Origin of the sequence: Mesorhizobium sp. C395A (genome assembly GCF_030323205.1) — a bacterium.
Classification (GTDB): domain Bacteria; phylum Pseudomonadota; class Alphaproteobacteria; order Rhizobiales; family Rhizobiaceae; genus Mesorhizobium.
The window spans coordinates 982,301-997,781 of record NZ_CP100473.1 but is presented as its reverse complement, the minus strand read 5'-3'; the positions used below and the strand labels follow the sequence as shown (position 1 = coordinate 997,781).

Below are 15,481 nucleotides of genomic sequence, written 5' to 3'. Positions count from 1 at the left end.
GCCTCAAGGTTTTCCCGGCCGCAGCAGGATCCTGCGACGCCGCTTCGCTCTGCTCGGGAATGGCTGCGTTGAGCTGCCCTGAAGTTCGGCCAGGCAATCGCGCAGCACGCTGGCATCCTGTGCCGCCTTGGCCATCGACATGGCGCCGGAATAGGCGGCGATGGCGAGTGCCGCAAAGCGCTCGGGGTCGGTGCCCTGCTCCCTCCCCGACTGCTGGTCGGCTCGCACCTTGTCGGCAACCGCCTGACGCCATCCGGCAAAGATATCGTCCAGAGCGGCGCGGAAATCCGGGTCAGCGAGCGACAGTTCATGCGCCAGATTGTTGAGCGGACAGCCGCGCACGAAGCCTTGCTGCTCAAGCTCGGTCGCCACCGCCTCGAACACCGCGCGCACGCCTTCGCGCGCCGAGCCTGCCGCCCGTACAGGGTTGATCCAGGTTTCATTGAGGGCCGCTGCCACGCGCTCCTCGATCACCGCCAGAGCGAGCGCCTTCTTGGTCGGGAAATGATGATGCAGCGCGCCGCCGCTGACGCCTGCGGTCGTCATCAACTCGCCAAGAGCGGATGCATGATAGCCACGCGCCTGGAACGACGCTTCGGCGATATCGAGCACCTTGTTGCGCAGCCCTTCGGGATCGTTGGTGCGTTTTCGCGGCGGCCCTTTCGGAGCCCGAGCAATCTCTGCTGACATTTGCCAACGATAGCAGATTGACAAAACAGGACAACCGGTCTGTTTTATAAACCGGATGATCATCCTGTTTTTTGGAGACGACACAATGACCGTAGCCCTGAATGCGCCTGCGACGGCAAGCCTGCTCGCTTCGCCTGTCGTCGAGTTGCGGCAGTACACGCTGAAGCCGGGCCAGCGCGAGACGCTGATCGACATCTTCGACAGTCGGTTCATCGAAGGCCAGGAACACGCCGGCATGACCATCATCGGACAGTTCCGCGACCTCGACCGCCCCGACATATTCGTCTGGCTGCGCGGCTTCGAGGGCATGGAAGCGCGGAAGCAGGCGCTCACCGCCTTCTATGACGGGCCGGTGTGGACGGCGCACCGCGACGCCGCCAATGCGACGATGATCGATTCCGACGATGTGCTGCTCTTGAAGCCGGCATGGCCAGGCGCCGGCTTCGATCTGTCAGGCGCGCAGCGACGCGCCATGCCGCCGGATGGAAAGCTGAGAGCAGACAATCGCTTGACCGCTATCGTTGCCATCCAGATTCATCATCTGCGGTCTGGCTCCGAAGCCGATTTCGCCGGCAATTTCGAAACGGATGCCGTTCCGGTCCTTATCGGCGTCGGCGGACGGTTGCTTGGCGCCTTCATCACCGAGCACGCCGAAAACAGCTTTCCCCGCCTGCCGGTGCGCTTGAGCGAAAACGTCTTTATTGCGGTGACGGGTTTCGACAGTCCCGAGGCGCATGCCAGTTACGAAGCCGCAGTTGCCGCTTCGCCCCCATGGCAAGCGGCCGATGTGACCTGGCGGACCGAAACCTTGCGCCTGACGCCGACGTCGCAGTCGCTGCTGCGGTAACCGGATCGGCACGCGGCCAACCGAAGTTCATACTGAGCGATAGGCCGGCGGCTTGACCGCCCTCGCCGATCGGCATTGCCTTCGTGACGCGGGCAACAGCGAGAGCATTCGATGCGACTTGGCCTTCAATGAGACTTTCTGGCAAACGAGCATTGGTGACCGGCGGCTCGGACGGCATCGGCCTGGCGATATCGGAAGCTTTCTTGCGCGAGGGCGCCGACGTGCTGATCGTCGGTCGCGACACCAGCAAGCTCGAGACCGCCCGCGAGACCCTTGCGGCGGAGGGCAACGTCGGCACCCAGTCGGCCGATCTCTCGACCTCTTCCGGCATCGATGCCGTGGTCGATCGCGCGAAAGCAACCGGCCCACTCGACATCCTCGTCAACAATGCCGGCGTCGCCTATCTGGTGCCGTTCGAGACCGTCACCGAGCACCTCTTCCAGCAATCCTTCGCGCTCAATGTGACGGCGGCGTTCTTCCTTACCCAGCGGCTGCTGCCGCATCTCGGCGCCAACGCCTCCGTCATCAACATCTCGTCCTACTTCGCCGACAAGATGATCCCGAAGCGGCCGTCGAGCCTGTATTCCTTGTCCAAGGGCGCGCTGAATTCGCTGACCAAGTCGCTGGCCTTCGAGCTTGGTCCGCGCGGCATCAGGGTCAATGCGATTGCGCCCGGCACGGTCGACACCGCCATGCGGCGCAAGTCGATCGACAACCTGCCGGCGGCAGCGCAAGCCGAGCTGAAAACCTATGTCGAGCGCAGCTACCCGCTCGGCCGCATCGGCCAGACCAGCGATCTTGCCGGCATCGCCGTCTATCTGGCCAGCGACGAGGCGGCGTGGACCAGCGGCGGCATTTTCGCGATCGATGGCGGGTATACGGCGGGGTGACCGTTTGGACGGCCCTCGGCCTCGAACAAGCGGAGCACTTGACCAAACTTCCGATACCGCGTCTGTCTGCAGATTGAGCAATGCTTCAGACATTCGTGGTGCCATGCCGTCTATCGATCCACTGATCCTCTTCTACACAACGTTCTTCAGCAAACCCGTCGATATCGCGTCGATACAGTGCGAAATGCCCGGGCGGTGGACACTGGACAAACGACGGATTTCCGAGGCCGCGGCAGTCGTCTTCCATATTCCGAACTTTCGCGAAGTGGGCGATGCCTACAAATACCCTGGTCAATATTGGGTCGCCTGGTCGATGGAATGCGGCCAAAACTACAAGCGACTTGCCGACCCCAAAACCATGCGGCACTTCGATATCATCATGACGCATGAATCCCGGTCCGATGTCTGGGTACCCTACCTTCCGCGTGCGGTGTGGTGGAAAGATGCGCTGGCCAGACCAATCGTGCGGAAAACGGAAGAAGCGCCGGTCGCACTCTTCCAGTCGGCCGGCCTGAATTATAGCGGCCGTGTCGATTTGGCGAACGAACTGGCGCGCCACATCAAGATCGATTCTTATGGCCGATATCGCAACAACCGATCGGTCTCTGGCCCCGATCTGGGCTCGAAGACCAAGATCGAAACCATTGCGCGGCACAAATTCTGCCTGGCCATGGAGAACTCGATCGAGGCCGACTATGTCACCGAGAAAATCTATGACGCGTTCATGGCGGGCACGGTGCCGATCTACCTTGGCGCTCCCAATGTGGACGAGTTCGTTCCGGAGCACTCCTTTATTGACGCCAGTGCCTTCGCCAGCGCCAGCGATCTTGCAGCCTATCTCCAGCACCTGATCGCAACGCCGCAAGACTACGAGGCTTATTTCGACTGGCGCTCAAAGCCATTGCCCGACAACCTCGTCAAACGGGTGCAATCATTGGAAACACCCGCGTTCTGCAGACTGATGAGCGTCGTGCGCCAGCGTCTGGAGGCGCGGACAAGCAAGCCTTCCGGACGGCGAACACTTCCGTTCGGCTATAGATCCTATCTCAGGACAAAGCTGCGCCGTTGGAGGAAAAAGGTTCCGAGCTGACGGTCCGCGATCAGGCGCGCTTTCAGCAAAATACGGAGAACAAAGACCGTCTCTTGCGACGTCGAGACGGCTTCCACCTTGCCGCCATGCATCTTGGAAATCTCCGAGGCTATGTGGAGGCGCTCCCAGGGTGGACTTGAAATTCTCGGTTTCGCGATCCGAAGCTCGATCCGGATGCGATGCCGGATTTTGGTCGGGAAACTGAACAGAAGGACAAGTGCATAAGCTACCTCATCGCTGCTGTTGCCAGTGAGACGCCGGCACGGATGGTAGTTTGTGTGGCAGCGTCGCTCGTAGGTAGAGTAGGTAGACATGAATTGCGCATTGCTGATCCTGGGGGAAGTTTGCGTAGAGCAATCCGCCAGCTCGACATGATCTTATCGAGCTAAATCCGCAAGTTTCCGTCCACTTTATGGGATCAAGCCGCACTGAGGAGCAATTTCCTTCACACGAAAGTGGAGGGTGCAGGATCCCGAAGGGCGGCGCTACTGCTTCAACCGATTTACTGCCTGCCGGCCGCAATCTCTGCTTGAAGGCCATTGTGCAACGCGATACGCCGTTGCCGAATTCGATCGTCGGAGAGACAAGTGACCGCTGCCAGGACCAGAACCGAAACCGACACGTTCGGCCCCATCGAGGTTGCCGCCGACCGTTACTGGGGCGCGCAGGCGCAGCGTTCCCTCGGCAATTTCAGGATAGGCTGGGAAAAGCAGCCGGCCTCGATCGTGCGTGCGCTCGGCATCGTCAAGCGAGCGGCGGCGGAAGCCAATATGGAGTTGAAGCGGCTCGATCCGGCAGTCGGCAAGGCGATCATCGAGGCGGCGCAAGAGGTGATCGACGGCAAGCTGAACGATCATTTCCCGCTGGTCGTCTGGCAGACCGGCTCGGGCACGCAGTCCAACATGAACGCCAACGAGGTGATCTCCAACCGGGCGATCGAACTTCTGGGCGGCGTCATGGGCTCGAAGAAGCCGGTGCACCCTAACGACCACGTCAATATGAGCCAGTCGTCGAACGACACCTACCCGACAGCCATGCACATCGCGTGCGCCGAGCGCATCGTGCACGATCTGCTGCCGGCGCTGAAGCATCTCCACGCTGCGCTCGAGGTCAAGACGAAGGCCTTCGCCCACATCATCAAGATCGGCCGCACCCATACGCAGGACGCGACACCCCTCACGCTGGGCCAGGAATTTTCCGGCTACGCCGCGCAGGTGGCCTCTTCGATCAAGCGCATCGAGATGACGCTGCCCGGCCTGCAGGAACTGGCGCAGGGCGGCACCGCCGTCGGCACCGGCCTCAACGCGCCGGTCGGCTTTGCGGAAAAGGTGGCGGCGCGCATCGCCGAAATCACCGGCATCACCTTCGTCACCGCGCCGAACAAGTTCGAGGCGCTCGCCGCGCATGATTCCATGGTGTTCTCGCATGGCGCCATCAACGCGGCGGCCGCCGCCCTCTTCAAGATCGCCAACGACATCCGCTTCCTCGGCTCCGGCCCGCGCTCGGGCCTCGGCGAACTGTCGCTGCCGGAAAACGAGCCGGGTTCCTCGATCATGCCGGGCAAGGTCAACCCGACCCAATGCGAGGCTCTGACGCAGGTCTGCGTGCAGGTGTTCGGCAACAACGCCTCGCTGACCTTCGCCGGCAGCCAGGGCCATTTCGAGCTCAACGTCTATAACCCGCTGATGGCCTACAACTTCCTGCAGTCGGTGCAGCTGTTGGCCGACGCTTCGATCTCCTTCACCGACAATTGCGTCGTCGGCATCGAGGCGCGCGAAGACAACATCAAGGCCGCGCTCGACCGCTCGCTGATGCTGGTGACAGCGCTGGCGCCGACGATCGGGTACGACAATGCCGCCAAGATCGCCAAGACCGCGCACAAGAAGGGCACCACCTTGCGCGAGGAAGCACTGGCCACCGGGCTGGTCAGCGAGGCAGACTACGACCGGCTGGTGCGGCCGGAGGACATGACGCATCCGGGTTAAGCGATTCCAGGGGAAGTGCCTTCCTCGAAGCGCGCAGCCCTTCCTCTTTGGAATTGCGTCAACTAGAAATCCGAATTGTGTGGCGGGACAATTTGCTCCCGCCGCTGCTGGCCGCGACAAGAATTTTGCGTCGGTCGAACGATCCCGAAATGTACATCCTGTGAACAATGTGTCGCCGGACTGGCGGCTTTGGTGAACAGTCGGCTTGGTCTATCTGACCGGGACATCAACCCTTTTCGGAGAGCCACCATGTCCATCAACACTTCCGCTGCCGGCGCCGGCATCGCGTCCAACAGCTCCACCACCATCCTGCTCGGCCGCATCCTGCTCGCCGCCATCTTCCTGCTTTCCGGCTTCGGCAAGCTCACCGCCATTTCCGGCACCGCCGGCTATTTCGGCGCCATGGGCCTGCCGGTGCCGACCATAACGGCCATTGTCGTCGGCCTGATCGAATTGCTCGGCGGCCTTGCCGTGCTCGTTGGCTTTCAGACCCGCATCGCCGCCTGGGTGCTCGCGGTCTTCACCATCGCCTCGGCCTTTGTCGCCCATACCGGCTGGGCCGACCAGAACCAGATGATCCATTTCCTGAAGAACGTCGCCATCACCGGCGGTTTCCTGCTGCTGGCTTCCTCGGGCCCTGGCGCCTACTCGATCGACGCCAAGCGCGGCTGAGCTTTCCCTCCCAAGCCTGAAAAAAGCGGCGTGGAATTTTCCACGCCGCTTTTTCGTTGTCTGCCCAAGCGCGCGCCCGTCCCATCCCTGCTAGGATCGGTCTCGAAACAGCCGGCGGACAGACAACGGAGATGACCATGCCCCGCGATGCATTGCTTCTGATTTCCCGGCTGCTGCTCGCCGCCCTGCTCGTTCCCTCCGGCTACCACGCGCTCGCCGACATTGCCGGGACGACCGGCTATTTCGCCGGCCTCGGCATGCCATTGCCGACGCTTGCTGCCTGGGGCACCGGGCTGTTCGAGTTGATTGCCGGTCTCTTGATACTGGTCGGCTTTCAGACGCCGGTCGTTGCGATACTTCTTGCCGCTTTCTGCATCGTTGCAGGCTCCATCGGCCACTACGGCCAGGGCGGCGATGACCCGATGCTCACCTTCCTGCACCAGCAGATGCTGATGAAGGATATTGCCATCGCCGGTGGATTCCTGGCGCTAGCCATGGCCGGCGCCGGGGCCTGGTCGATCGACGGGCGCCGCGCCGCGGTCTGATATCGTCAAATATCGTCCCAGGTTGATCCCTCGCCGAGGCAGGTCGACCCCCACTCCGTCTCGGCTCCGCCGAGCCACCTCTCCCCCGATCGACGGAGTAGAGGAAGGGCTCGAGCCTATTGCCGCCAACGCTTTCCAACGAGGCTCCCTTCCTTTCCCTCCGGAGGGGGAAGGTGGCGGTGCGAAGCAGCGACGGATTGAGGAAGCCGGTCCTCGAACGCGAGGCCGACGACGACATGGTTTTGCTGTCAGGCCGCGCCTACTTCACCGACACGCTCTGCCCACCCTCGACCGCCAGCACCAGCCGGCGGTTGGTGATCCGCGCCAGTTGCGCCAGCCGTCCGGCCGGGCGTTCGCCGTAAAGATCGGAAAGTGAGGCCGGCAGCACCAGCGCCAACGTGCCATTGCCGCGGTTTTCCCATTTCAGCCGCGGCATGACGCCGGGCATGGCCGCCGTCAGCAGATAGACGACGCGCAGCACCGCCGCCAGGATGCGGGCGCGCTCGAGATAGCGCGGCGTCGCCAGGCCGCGGATTTCCGGCGCCGCATCGTTGAACACGCCTTCGTGGCGGAACAGGCCGACCAGCGCCAGGAAGGCACGGCCGGGGTGATCGACGCCAATGAAGGAGGCGTGGGCAATGATGTTGAGCGACTGCTTGCCGCGATATTCCGGGTGTGCGCGCCAGCCTATATCGGCCAGCAGACAGGCAGCGTGGCGATAGCGCGCCTCATCCTCCGTCTCGTCGATGCCGAAGGCGGCAAAGGTCTTGTCCGTCCATTCGACAAGCTCATGCGCATGGGTGACCGAGCGCGACCGCAGCCGCGCCAGTTCCTCCGAAGCGGAGACCAGCGGATCGGCCTTCTGCTCGGCAGGGTCGAGCAGCGAATAGAGAAACCCTTCGCGCACGCCCAATGCCGAGACGATAATCTTCGACGGCTGCATCGCCGCCATGATCTCCTGCAGCACGACCGCGCCATAGGGCAGCAGTGAACGGCGGTTCTTCGACACGCCTTCGATGCCCTTGACCTTCTCGATCTCGCCTTTCGCCACCTGCTTCAGGAAATTGGCGGCGCTGTCGGCACCGATCTCATAGTGGTGCATGACGCCAAGCGGGTAGTTGGTCATTTCCATGTGCAGCCGGGCAAGGTTTCGCCAGGTGCCGCCAACGGCGTAGAAGGGCCGTCCCTGCCCGCCCTTCAACATTTTGGCGCGCGCCAGTTCGTCGCGGGTGATCTTTGCCGCCTGGGCGAGCGAATTCCTGGCCATGTCCTGCAGCCGCAGGCCACCCAGCGGCAGCGTGATGCCGTCGCCGATCGCCTCGCCATTGATGTCGATAAGCTCCAGGCTGCCGCCGCCAAGATCGCCGGCAATGCCATCGGCGGGGTGGAAGCCCGAAATGACGCCAAGGGCCGAATAATGGGCCTCCTGCCGGCCAGTGAGCACGCGGATCTCGGTCTTGAGCACATCCTGGGCGCGATGGATGAAGTCGGGTCCGTTGATCGCTTCGCGGGCCGCGGCCGTTGCCAGCACAAACATGTGCTCCGCACCCGCCTGGTCGGAGAGCGCGCGGAAACGGCGGAACTCCTCCATCGAGCGCGTCACCGCCTCGGGATCGAGCTTGCCGGTCGAAACGATGCCGCGGCCGAGGCCGGCCAGCATCTTTTCGTTGAACAGCAAGGTCGGCGAGCGCGCCAGCCCTTCATAGACGACAAGGCGGATCGAGTTCGAGCCGATGTCGATGATGGACAGCGGCCGGCGATCCTGCAGCCGGCCTTGGGACGTTGAAATCATCAGCCGGTGTTCTTCTTGCGACGCTTGAACTGCGCGATGCGCTTGGGCGCATGCGACTTCAGCGCGTCACCCCGTCCCGACAGGCTCGGATTGGTCATGAAATATTCCTGCGCGTTGAACGGTTCCTCACCCTCCTCCAGCACGACGCGCCGGGAGGTTCCGTCAGCCAATACGTCGAAACTTTGCTGGTTGTCCATGATGTTGCCCAGCATGATCTGGCCAAGGATCTGTTCATGCACCGTTGGATTGGTGATCGGCACCATGGTCTCGACGCGGCGGTCGAGATTACGTGGCATCAAGTCGGCCGAGGCGATGTAGACGATCGCCTCGTCCGACGGCAGGCCATGGCCGTTGCCGAAGCAATAGATGCGGCTGTGTTCGAGGAAGCGGCCGACGATCGACTTGACTCTGATGTTTTCCGACAGGCCGGGCACCTGCGGCCGCAGGCAGCAGATGCCGCGCACGACGAGATCGATCTCCACGCCGGCACGGCTGGCGTCATAGAGCGCATCAATGATGTTGGGATCGACGAGCGCGTTCATCTTCATCCAGATGCGCGCCGGACGGCCAGCCAGCGCGTAGGCGACCTCGTCGGCAATGTGCTTGAGGATACGGCTGCGCAGCGTAAACGGCGAGATGGCGATCCGCATCTCATCGGTCGGCTCGGCATAGCCGGTGATGAAGTTGAACAGCTGGGCGACATCGCGCGCGATCGTCGGATCGGTGGTGAAGAAGGACAGGTCGGTGTAGATGCGCGCGGTCACCGGATGGTAGTTGCCGGTGCCGAGATGCACATAGTTGCGCAGCTTGCCGTCCTCACGCCGCACCACGAGCGACATTTTCGCATGGGTTTTCAGTTCGAGGAAGCCGAACACGACCTGGACGCCGGCGCGTTCGAGGTCGCGCGCCCAGCGGATGTTGGCTTCCTCGTCGAAGCGCGCCTTGAGCTCGACCAGGGCGGTCACCGACTTGCCGGCCTCGGCCGCGTCGACCAAGGCGCGCACGATCGGGCTGTCGTTGGAGGTGCGGTAGAGCGTCTGCTTGATTGCCACCACCTCCGGGTCGGCCATCGCCTGGCGCAGGAACTGGACCACCACGTCGAAGGATTCATAGGGGTGGTGGACGACGATGTCCTTCTCGCGGATGGCCGCGAAACAGTCGCCGCCATGCTCGCGGATGCGCTCGGGAAAGCGCGGATTGTAGGGGGTGAACTTCAGGTCGTCGCGCGGCACGGCGACGATCTCGGAAATCTGGCTGAGCGCCAGCGGGCCGGTCAGAACGCTGATGCGGCTCGAAGAGACGCCAAGCTCGCCGGCGACGAACTCGCGCAATTCGCCGGGCATCGACTTGTCGAATTCGATGCGGATGACCGAACCGCGGCGGCGCCGCTTCAGCGCCGTCTCGAACAGGCGCACGAGATCTTCCGACTCTTCCTCGACCTCGATATCGCTGTCCCGGATGATGCGGAAGGTGCCGGAACCCTTGACCTCATAGCCGGGGAACAGCTTGCCGATATAGAGGCCGACAGCCTCCTCCAACGGAATGAAGCGAACGTGCTGCTTGCGGTCGGGCAGACGGATGAAGCGCTTCAGCGCCACCGGCAGGCGCAGAAGCGCGCTCATCTCCTCGCCATTCTTGCGATGGCGCAATTGCAGCGCCATCGAGAAGCCGAGATTGGGAATGAACGGAAACGGATGCGCCGGGTCGATCGACAGTGGAGTCAGGACCGGGAAGACCTGGTCCTGGAAATGATCTTCCAGCCAGACTTTCTCATCCTTGGTCAGTGCATCGCGGGTGATGCTCTCAATGCCTTCCTTGTTGAGCAGCAACATCAGCGCCGAAAGGCTGTTCTGCTGGTCCTCCTGCAGCCGCTCGACCTCGCGCAGCAATTGTTCCAGCTGCTGCTCCGGCGTGCGGCCGTCGGGGCTCTTGAGCGCAATGCCTTCGCGCACCTGGCCCGCAAGGCCGGCGACGCGGACCATGAAGAATTCATCGAGATTGGCGGCCGAAATCGACAGGAAACGGACGCGTTCGAGCAGCGGATGGTGCTCGTTCTGTGATTCCTCGAGCACACGCCGGTTGAACTGCAGCCAGGAGAACTCACGGTTGACGAACCGATCGGGGTTGCCGCCCTCGGGGCTCGCCACCTCGACATTGATGAATTCGCTCTGCACCGGCTTCAGTTCGTTCATGGTTCCTGCTCTTCCCCGCCAACCGTCCCTTGGAGCGCCGCTGGACGTGCCATGCCTCTAACACGCTTTTGTGACGCATGGCCCTTCGGCGAAAACCATTCCGATTTCAGGGACATGCACTTAACCGGCTCACCGTATCCTCTGACAGGCTTTTGCGACAGTTTCATTTCATCGATCTTGCAAACAGGTCTGTTATGTTCCAGATGCTTTTCGACGAGATCAAGGAGACGACGATGGCAGGCGGTTCCATTCCCCACTTCCAGAACGATGCGGGCCATCCGGCAATCGACATCGGCGTCAAGGAATTCATGTGCACCGGCGCCAACCCGCCCTTCGACCATCCACACGTGTTCCTCGACATGGGCGACGACAATGAAAAGGTCTGCCCCTATTGCTCGACGCTCTACCGCTATTCGGCGAAGCTGAGGGCGACGGAAACGCTGCCGGCCGGTTGCCTTTATATCGACCAGGCCGCCTGATCCTTCCGCGACAAGCCCGATGGAAGACATCAGGTCCCGGCAGGTCATAATCGCCGGGGCCGGCATCGCCGGGCTGACCGCTGCCCTTGCCTTCGCCGGACGGCGTTATCCGGTAAAGCTGATCGAACAGGCACAGCACCTAGACGCGGCCGGCGCCGGCATCCAGCTTTCGCCCAACGCAACACGCATTCTTGGAAAACTCGGCGTGCTCGACCGGCTGCTGCCCGCAGCGTTGCGGCCGGAAGCGGTCGTGCTCAAGGACGCCGGGACGCTGCGCGAACTGGCGCGGGTACCGCTTGGGCAAGCCGCCGAAGCGCGCTGGCAGGCGCCTTATCTCGTCGCTCACCGCGCCGATCTGCAGGCAGCGCTGCTGGCGCAAATGGCCGAACGGCCGGAGATTGAGCTCATCACCGGCGCCCGCGTGACCCGCATCGTCAAAGACGCGCAATATGTCGCCGTGACCGCCGAAGTGGACGGCCGCGAAATCGAGGCACGCGGCAAACTGCTGGTCGGCTCCGACGGCGTCTGGTCGGCAGTCAGGGCGCAACTCGCAGGCGAGGACTTCGTCAAAAGCCGTTTTTCGGGCGAACTCGCCTGGCGAGTCACGATCGCGGCCGAGAGCGCCGCCGGCGAAGCCTTTGTCGCGATCGGCGCCGCCGACTGCGTCACCACGTTCCTGCATCCAGGCTTCCACATGGTCGCCTATCCCGTCAGCAAAGGCCGGGCCTTCAATCTCGCCGCCTTCACCAAGGGTGAGCGCATGGCCGAAGGTTGGTCGGGCCATGCCGATCCCGCGATCCTCACGGCTGCCCTGCGCGGCACCGCGCCGGGCCTGACGAAGCTCGTGGCACTGGCCGGCCCATGGACGGCCTTTCCGATCCACACCGTCGAACAACAGCGGTGGACGAGCCCGCAGGGCATCGCGCTGATCGGCGACGCTGCGCATGCGATGACGCCGTTTGCCGCACAGGGCGCGGCAATGGCGATCGAAGATGCCATCACGCTTGCCGACGCTATCGCCGATTTCCCTGGCGATCTGCTCAGAAGTTTTCAAATCTGGGAAAATCTTCGGCGGCCGCGTGTCGCCAAGGCCGCGCGTCGTGGGGCCGTAAACCGCCTCGCCTGGCATGCTGCCGGCCCGGTGGCGATCGCCCGCAATCTGTTCCTGGCCATGCGCTCGCCCGACAAGCTCGCCGCCGACCTCGACTGGCTCTATGGATGGCGAGCGGACACTCGGCAGTCTAGATCGTCGACGTAGCGATCCTTCCCACCCCCCTCTGTCCTGCCGGACATCTCCCCCGCAAGGGGGGAGATTGGATGTCGCCGTCGCCTTCGCCAAAATCGCCGGCGTTGCAGCAGGAGCGCCGCGGGCAAAACGGCTGATCTCCCCCCTTGCGGGGGAGATGGCCGGCTGGCCAGAGGGGGGTGCTGTCCCGCTGACTTCAAAAGATCCAACACTGTCGCGGTGCGATGAAGGACTGCTAGTTATGAAACCGCATTGAAAATCCCAGCGAGGCCGGCAGCGGGTTCCACCAGCCGGTGCGCAGGCCGGCGGTGCGCAGGCCGGCGGCTGTCCAGGTGTTGCAGCCGCCAAGCGCGTTGAAATGGCCGTTCGCCTCGAAGAAGCGGTCGAAGCTGGAATAGGCGGCGTTCTCGATGACGACCGGACCATGCGGCCCTTGCTGGAAACTCGCGTCGATATAGTCGAGCAGCGCTGCAAAATGCTCCTCATCGATGTCGAAACCGGTGACAGCACGGTGCGGCTCGGCGATGGTCCCGGCGATATCGACATGCATGACCGAGGCGTCCAGTGTCAGCGCCTTGAGGACGGGCACTGCCTTCAGCTGCGACCAGCTCAGCGTCTCCAGATAGAAGGCCCGGCCGCCCCAGCCAAAGACGATGTAGCGCACCTCTGGGGCGTCGACAGGGATGCCGGCAGCGACCAGGAAATGGAAGCGCCGGCGCACCTCGTCATCGACGGGAATGGCGATGTCGGTGTGGATCGGATTCTCCAGCACCAGAATATGGCGCGTGCCCTCACCCGCTGCTGACGCCGGCCACAGCGGACGCGGCACCAGCGTGCCGAGCGTGGCAGCGAGCCCGACCACGATAATCAGCATGGCCACGAAACGCAGGGCTTTTCTCATGCGGCGGCGGCTTTGTGTTTCAATGGAGAAGATCAACCCCGACCCCAGATAGCAAAAGAGCCCGGCCGCATTACGGCAGGGCTCTTTTGCTTCGCATGAAAATGCTCAGTGCAGGATCTGCGACAGAAACAGCTTCGTGCGCTCGTGGCGCGGATGGTCGAAGAACTCGGCCGGCGTGTTCTGTTCGACGATCTGGCCCTGATCCATGAAGATCACCCGGTTGGCGACTTTGCGGGCAAAGCCCATTTCGTGAGTGACGCACAGCATGGTCATGCCTTCCTCGGCCAGGCCCACCATCGTCTCCAGCACTTCCTTGATCATTTCGGGATCGAGCGCCGAGGTCGGCTCATCGAACAGCATGATGCGCGGGTTCATGCACAGCGAACGCGCTATCGCCACGCGCTGCTGCTGGCCGCCCGACAGCTGGCCCGGATATTTGTTGGCCTGTTCGGGGATCTTGACGCGCTTGAGGAAGTGCATGGCGATTTCCTCGGCCTGCTTCTTCGGCGTCTTGCGCACCCAGATCGGCGCCAGCGTGCAGTTCTCCAGGATGGTCAGATGCGGGAACAGGTTGAAGTGCTGGAACACCATGCCGACCTCGCGGCGCACCTCGTCGATCTTCTTGAGATCGTTGGTGAGTTCCTTGCCGTCGACGATGATCTTGCCCTTCTGGTGCTCTTCCAGCCGGTTGATGCAGCGGATCATGGTCGATTTGCCCGAGCCCGAAGGACCGCAGATGACGATGCGCTCGCCGCGCATCACCTTGAGGTTGATGTCCTTCAGCACATGGAACTCGCCATACCATTTGTGCATGCCGATGATGTCGATTGCGACATCGGTGGTCGAGATGTGCATCTTCTTGGCATCGACCTTGATCTCTTCGGCGCTGACGGCGTTTTCTATGACCATGGCAGGTTCCCCTTTTTGTTCTGTCTTTTAGCTATGATGCATGTCGTTGTCCCAAAACCGCTAAACACTTTTGGGCGACATGCATCAACGTTTGTGGCCGGTGTCGAGCCGGCGTTCCGTGTACATCGAATACCGCGACATGCCGAAGCAGAACAGCCAGAAGACGAAGGCTGCAAAGATGAGACCGGATCTCGCGGTCTGTGGCGTCGCCCAATTGGCGTCCGAGAAGTTCTGCTTGACGACGCCAAGCAGATCAAACATCGAGATGATGATGACGAGGCTTGTGTCCTTGAACATACCGATGAAGGTATTGACGATGCCGGGGATGACCAGCTTCAGTGCCTGCGGCAGCACGATCAGCACCATCTTCTGCCAGTAGCCCAGGCCAAGCGAATCCGCACCCTCATACTGGCCCTTGGGGATCGCCTGCAGGCCGCCGCGCACCACTTCGGCCATATAGGCGGCGGCAAACAGCGAGACGCCGATCAGCGCCCTGAGATATTTGTCGAACGAAACCCCGGCGGGCAGAAACAGCGGCAGCATGACGCTGGCAAAGAACAGAACGGTGATCAGCGGGATGCCGCGAACGAACTCGATGAAGACCACGCACAGTGTCTTGACGATCGGCATCTTGGAGCGCCGGCCGAGCGCCAGCACGATGCCCATCGGCAGCGACACGGCAATGCCGACAAAGGACAGGCTCAGCGTCACCAGCAGCCCGCCCCATAGCTGGGTCTCCACATGCGGCAGGCCGAAGATGCCGCCGACCAGGAGCACGAACGCGATGATCGGCAGTGCCAGGAATAGAAGAATGGCGTTCAACCCCTTCCGCGGCACGCGTGGCATCAGCAACGGCACCAGCAGCGCCACGAACAGGACGGCGACCAGGATCGGCCGCCAGCGCTCTTCCAGGGGATAGCGGCCAAGCATCAACTGGCCGAACTTCGCGTTGACGAAGGCCCAGCAGGCGCCTGACCAGCCGTCCGGCTGGATGCCGCCTTGCGCCACCGTGGCGCATACAGTCCGGTCCGGCCCCGTCCACTGGGCGTTGATGAAGGCCCAGTTGACGATGGGCGGCACGATCATCACCACCAGCGCAATAGCCACTACAGTCAGGATGACGTCGCCCACCGAACCGATCAGGTTCTTGCGAACCCAGGCCAAAGGCCCCCGCACGCCGGCCGGGGCTTGTTGAGCGAGTGCCATTTCGGTCCGCACCCAGGAGGTATCATGTTCCTGCATG

General features: G+C 62.6%; 14 protein-coding genes. 8 read left to right on the top strand and 6 right to left on the bottom strand.

What is annotated here, in order from left to right; all coding sequences use genetic code 11:
• Window positions 1-3: 3 nt before the first annotated feature.
• Entirely contained in the window at window positions 4-690 is a 687-nt protein-coding gene (locus NLY37_RS04900; RefSeq protein WP_023743005.1) for a TetR/AcrR family transcriptional regulator, read from the bottom strand.
• Window positions 691-775: 85 nt separating this feature from the next.
• On the opposite strand from NLY37_RS04900, the gene NLY37_RS04895 reads away from it, so the two are divergent.
• From NLY37_RS04895 to NLY37_RS04870, 6 genes are all read left to right on the top strand, one after another.
• Window positions 776-1,537, top strand: a complete 762-nt coding sequence (locus tag NLY37_RS04895) for an NIPSNAP family protein (RefSeq protein ID WP_031246518.1) — start codon at window positions 776-778, stop codon at window positions 1,535-1,537.
• A gap of 128 nt (window positions 1,538-1,665) precedes the next feature.
• A complete protein-coding gene (locus NLY37_RS04890; protein WP_031246519.1) occupies window positions 1,666-2,427 on the top strand; it encodes an SDR family oxidoreductase in 762 nt (253 codons plus the stop codon).
• A gap of 103 nt (window positions 2,428-2,530) precedes the next feature.
• Window positions 2,531-3,517 (top strand): glycosyltransferase family 10 domain-containing protein, encoded by a 987-nt coding sequence (locus tag NLY37_RS04885; protein ID WP_023743008.1) that lies wholly within the window; start codon window positions 2,531-2,533, stop codon window positions 3,515-3,517.
• Window positions 3,518-4,104: 587 nt separating this feature from the next.
• Complete coding sequence (gene fumC, locus NLY37_RS04880; RefSeq protein WP_023743009.1) at window positions 4,105-5,502, top strand: class II fumarate hydratase; 1,398 nt, start codon at window positions 4,105-4,107, stop codon at window positions 5,500-5,502.
• 249 nt (window positions 5,503-5,751) lie between these two features.
• The gene (locus NLY37_RS04875) at window positions 5,752-6,174 is read left to right on the top strand and encodes a DoxX family protein (RefSeq protein WP_023671490.1); all 423 of its coding nucleotides are present in this window, start codon (window positions 5,752-5,754) and stop codon (window positions 6,172-6,174) included.
• Window positions 6,175-6,311: 137 nt separating this feature from the next.
• Entirely contained in the window at window positions 6,312-6,719 is a 408-nt protein-coding gene (locus NLY37_RS04870; RefSeq protein ID WP_023712732.1) for a DoxX family protein, read from the top strand.
• 259 nt (window positions 6,720-6,978) lie between these two features.
• On the opposite strand, the gene ppx is transcribed toward NLY37_RS04870, so the two are convergent.
• Window positions 6,979-8,511, bottom strand: a complete 1,533-nt coding sequence (ppx, locus tag NLY37_RS04865; protein WP_023743010.1) for an exopolyphosphatase — start codon at window positions 8,509-8,511, stop codon at window positions 6,979-6,981.
• Window positions 8,511-10,703 (bottom strand): RNA degradosome polyphosphate kinase, encoded by a 2,193-nt coding sequence (locus NLY37_RS04860; RefSeq protein ID WP_023700662.1) that lies wholly within the window; start codon window positions 10,701-10,703, stop codon window positions 8,511-8,513. Before NLY37_RS04860 ends, ppx begins: the two co-directional genes overlap by 1 nt.
• Before the next feature lie 233 nt (window positions 10,704-10,936).
• On the opposite strand from NLY37_RS04860, the gene NLY37_RS04855 reads away from it, so the two are divergent.
• Window positions 10,937-11,182, top strand: a complete 246-nt coding sequence (locus tag NLY37_RS04855) for a zinc-finger domain-containing protein (protein WP_023705697.1) — start codon at window positions 10,937-10,939, stop codon at window positions 11,180-11,182.
• A gap of 19 nt (window positions 11,183-11,201) precedes the next feature.
• Window positions 11,202-12,440 (top strand): FAD-dependent monooxygenase, encoded by a 1,239-nt coding sequence (locus NLY37_RS04850; protein ID WP_023743011.1) that lies wholly within the window; start codon window positions 11,202-11,204, stop codon window positions 12,438-12,440.
• Between the two features lie 223 nt (window positions 12,441-12,663).
• Here NLY37_RS04850 and NLY37_RS04845 read toward each other — a convergent pair whose 3' ends face one another.
• From NLY37_RS04845 to NLY37_RS04835, 3 genes are all read right to left on the bottom strand, one after another.
• Complete coding sequence (locus NLY37_RS04845) at window positions 12,664-13,329, bottom strand: TIGR02117 family protein (protein ID WP_023743012.1); 666 nt, start codon at window positions 13,327-13,329, stop codon at window positions 12,664-12,666.
• Window positions 13,330-13,434: 105 nt separating this feature from the next.
• On the bottom strand, window positions 13,435-14,238 hold the full coding sequence (locus NLY37_RS04840) for an amino acid ABC transporter ATP-binding protein (RefSeq protein WP_023671483.1): 804 nt from the start codon (window positions 14,236-14,238) through the stop codon (window positions 13,435-13,437).
• An 84-nt stretch (window positions 14,239-14,322) separates the two neighbouring features.
• Window positions 14,323-15,480, bottom strand: coding sequence for an amino acid ABC transporter permease (locus NLY37_RS04835; protein ID WP_023705694.1), 1,158 nt, complete (start codon window positions 15,478-15,480; stop codon window positions 14,323-14,325).
• Window position 15,481: the final 1 nt, after the last annotated feature.

Excerpts from the sequence above, each read along its gene's own strand:
- ppx (WP_023743010.1), bottom strand. The coding sequence starts at position 8,511 with ATGATTTCAACGTCCCAAGGCCGGCTGCAGGATCGCCGGCCGCTGTCC.
- NLY37_RS04890 (WP_031246519.1), top strand. The coding sequence starts at position 1,666 with ATGAGACTTTCTGGCAAACGAGCATTGGTGACCGGCGGCTCGGACGGC.
- NLY37_RS04885 (WP_023743008.1), top strand. The coding sequence starts at position 2,531 with ATGCCGTCTATCGATCCACTGATCCTCTTCTACACAACGTTCTTCAGC.
- NLY37_RS04845 (WP_023743012.1), bottom strand. The coding sequence starts at position 13,329 with ATGAGAAAAGCCCTGCGTTTCGTGGCCATGCTGATTATCGTGGTCGGG.
- NLY37_RS04900 (WP_023743005.1), bottom strand. The coding sequence starts at position 690 with ATGTCAGCAGAGATTGCTCGGGCTCCGAAAGGGCCGCCGCGAAAACGC.
- NLY37_RS04855 (WP_023705697.1), top strand. The coding sequence starts at position 10,937 with ATGGCAGGCGGTTCCATTCCCCACTTCCAGAACGATGCGGGCCATCCG.
- NLY37_RS04860 (WP_023700662.1), bottom strand. The coding sequence starts at position 10,703 with ATGAACGAACTGAAGCCGGTGCAGAGCGAATTCATCAATGTCGAGGTG.
- NLY37_RS04895 (WP_031246518.1), top strand. The coding sequence starts at position 776 with ATGACCGTAGCCCTGAATGCGCCTGCGACGGCAAGCCTGCTCGCTTCG.
- NLY37_RS04875 (WP_023671490.1), top strand. The coding sequence starts at position 5,752 with ATGTCCATCAACACTTCCGCTGCCGGCGCCGGCATCGCGTCCAACAGC.
- NLY37_RS04835 (WP_023705694.1), bottom strand. The coding sequence starts at position 15,480 with ATGCAGGAACATGATACCTCCTGGGTGCGGACCGAAATGGCACTCGCT.
- NLY37_RS04850 (WP_023743011.1), top strand. The coding sequence starts at position 11,202 with ATGGAAGACATCAGGTCCCGGCAGGTCATAATCGCCGGGGCCGGCATC.
- NLY37_RS04870 (WP_023712732.1), top strand. The coding sequence starts at position 6,312 with ATGCCCCGCGATGCATTGCTTCTGATTTCCCGGCTGCTGCTCGCCGCC.
- NLY37_RS04840 (WP_023671483.1), bottom strand. The coding sequence starts at position 14,238 with ATGGTCATAGAAAACGCCGTCAGCGCCGAAGAGATCAAGGTCGATGCC.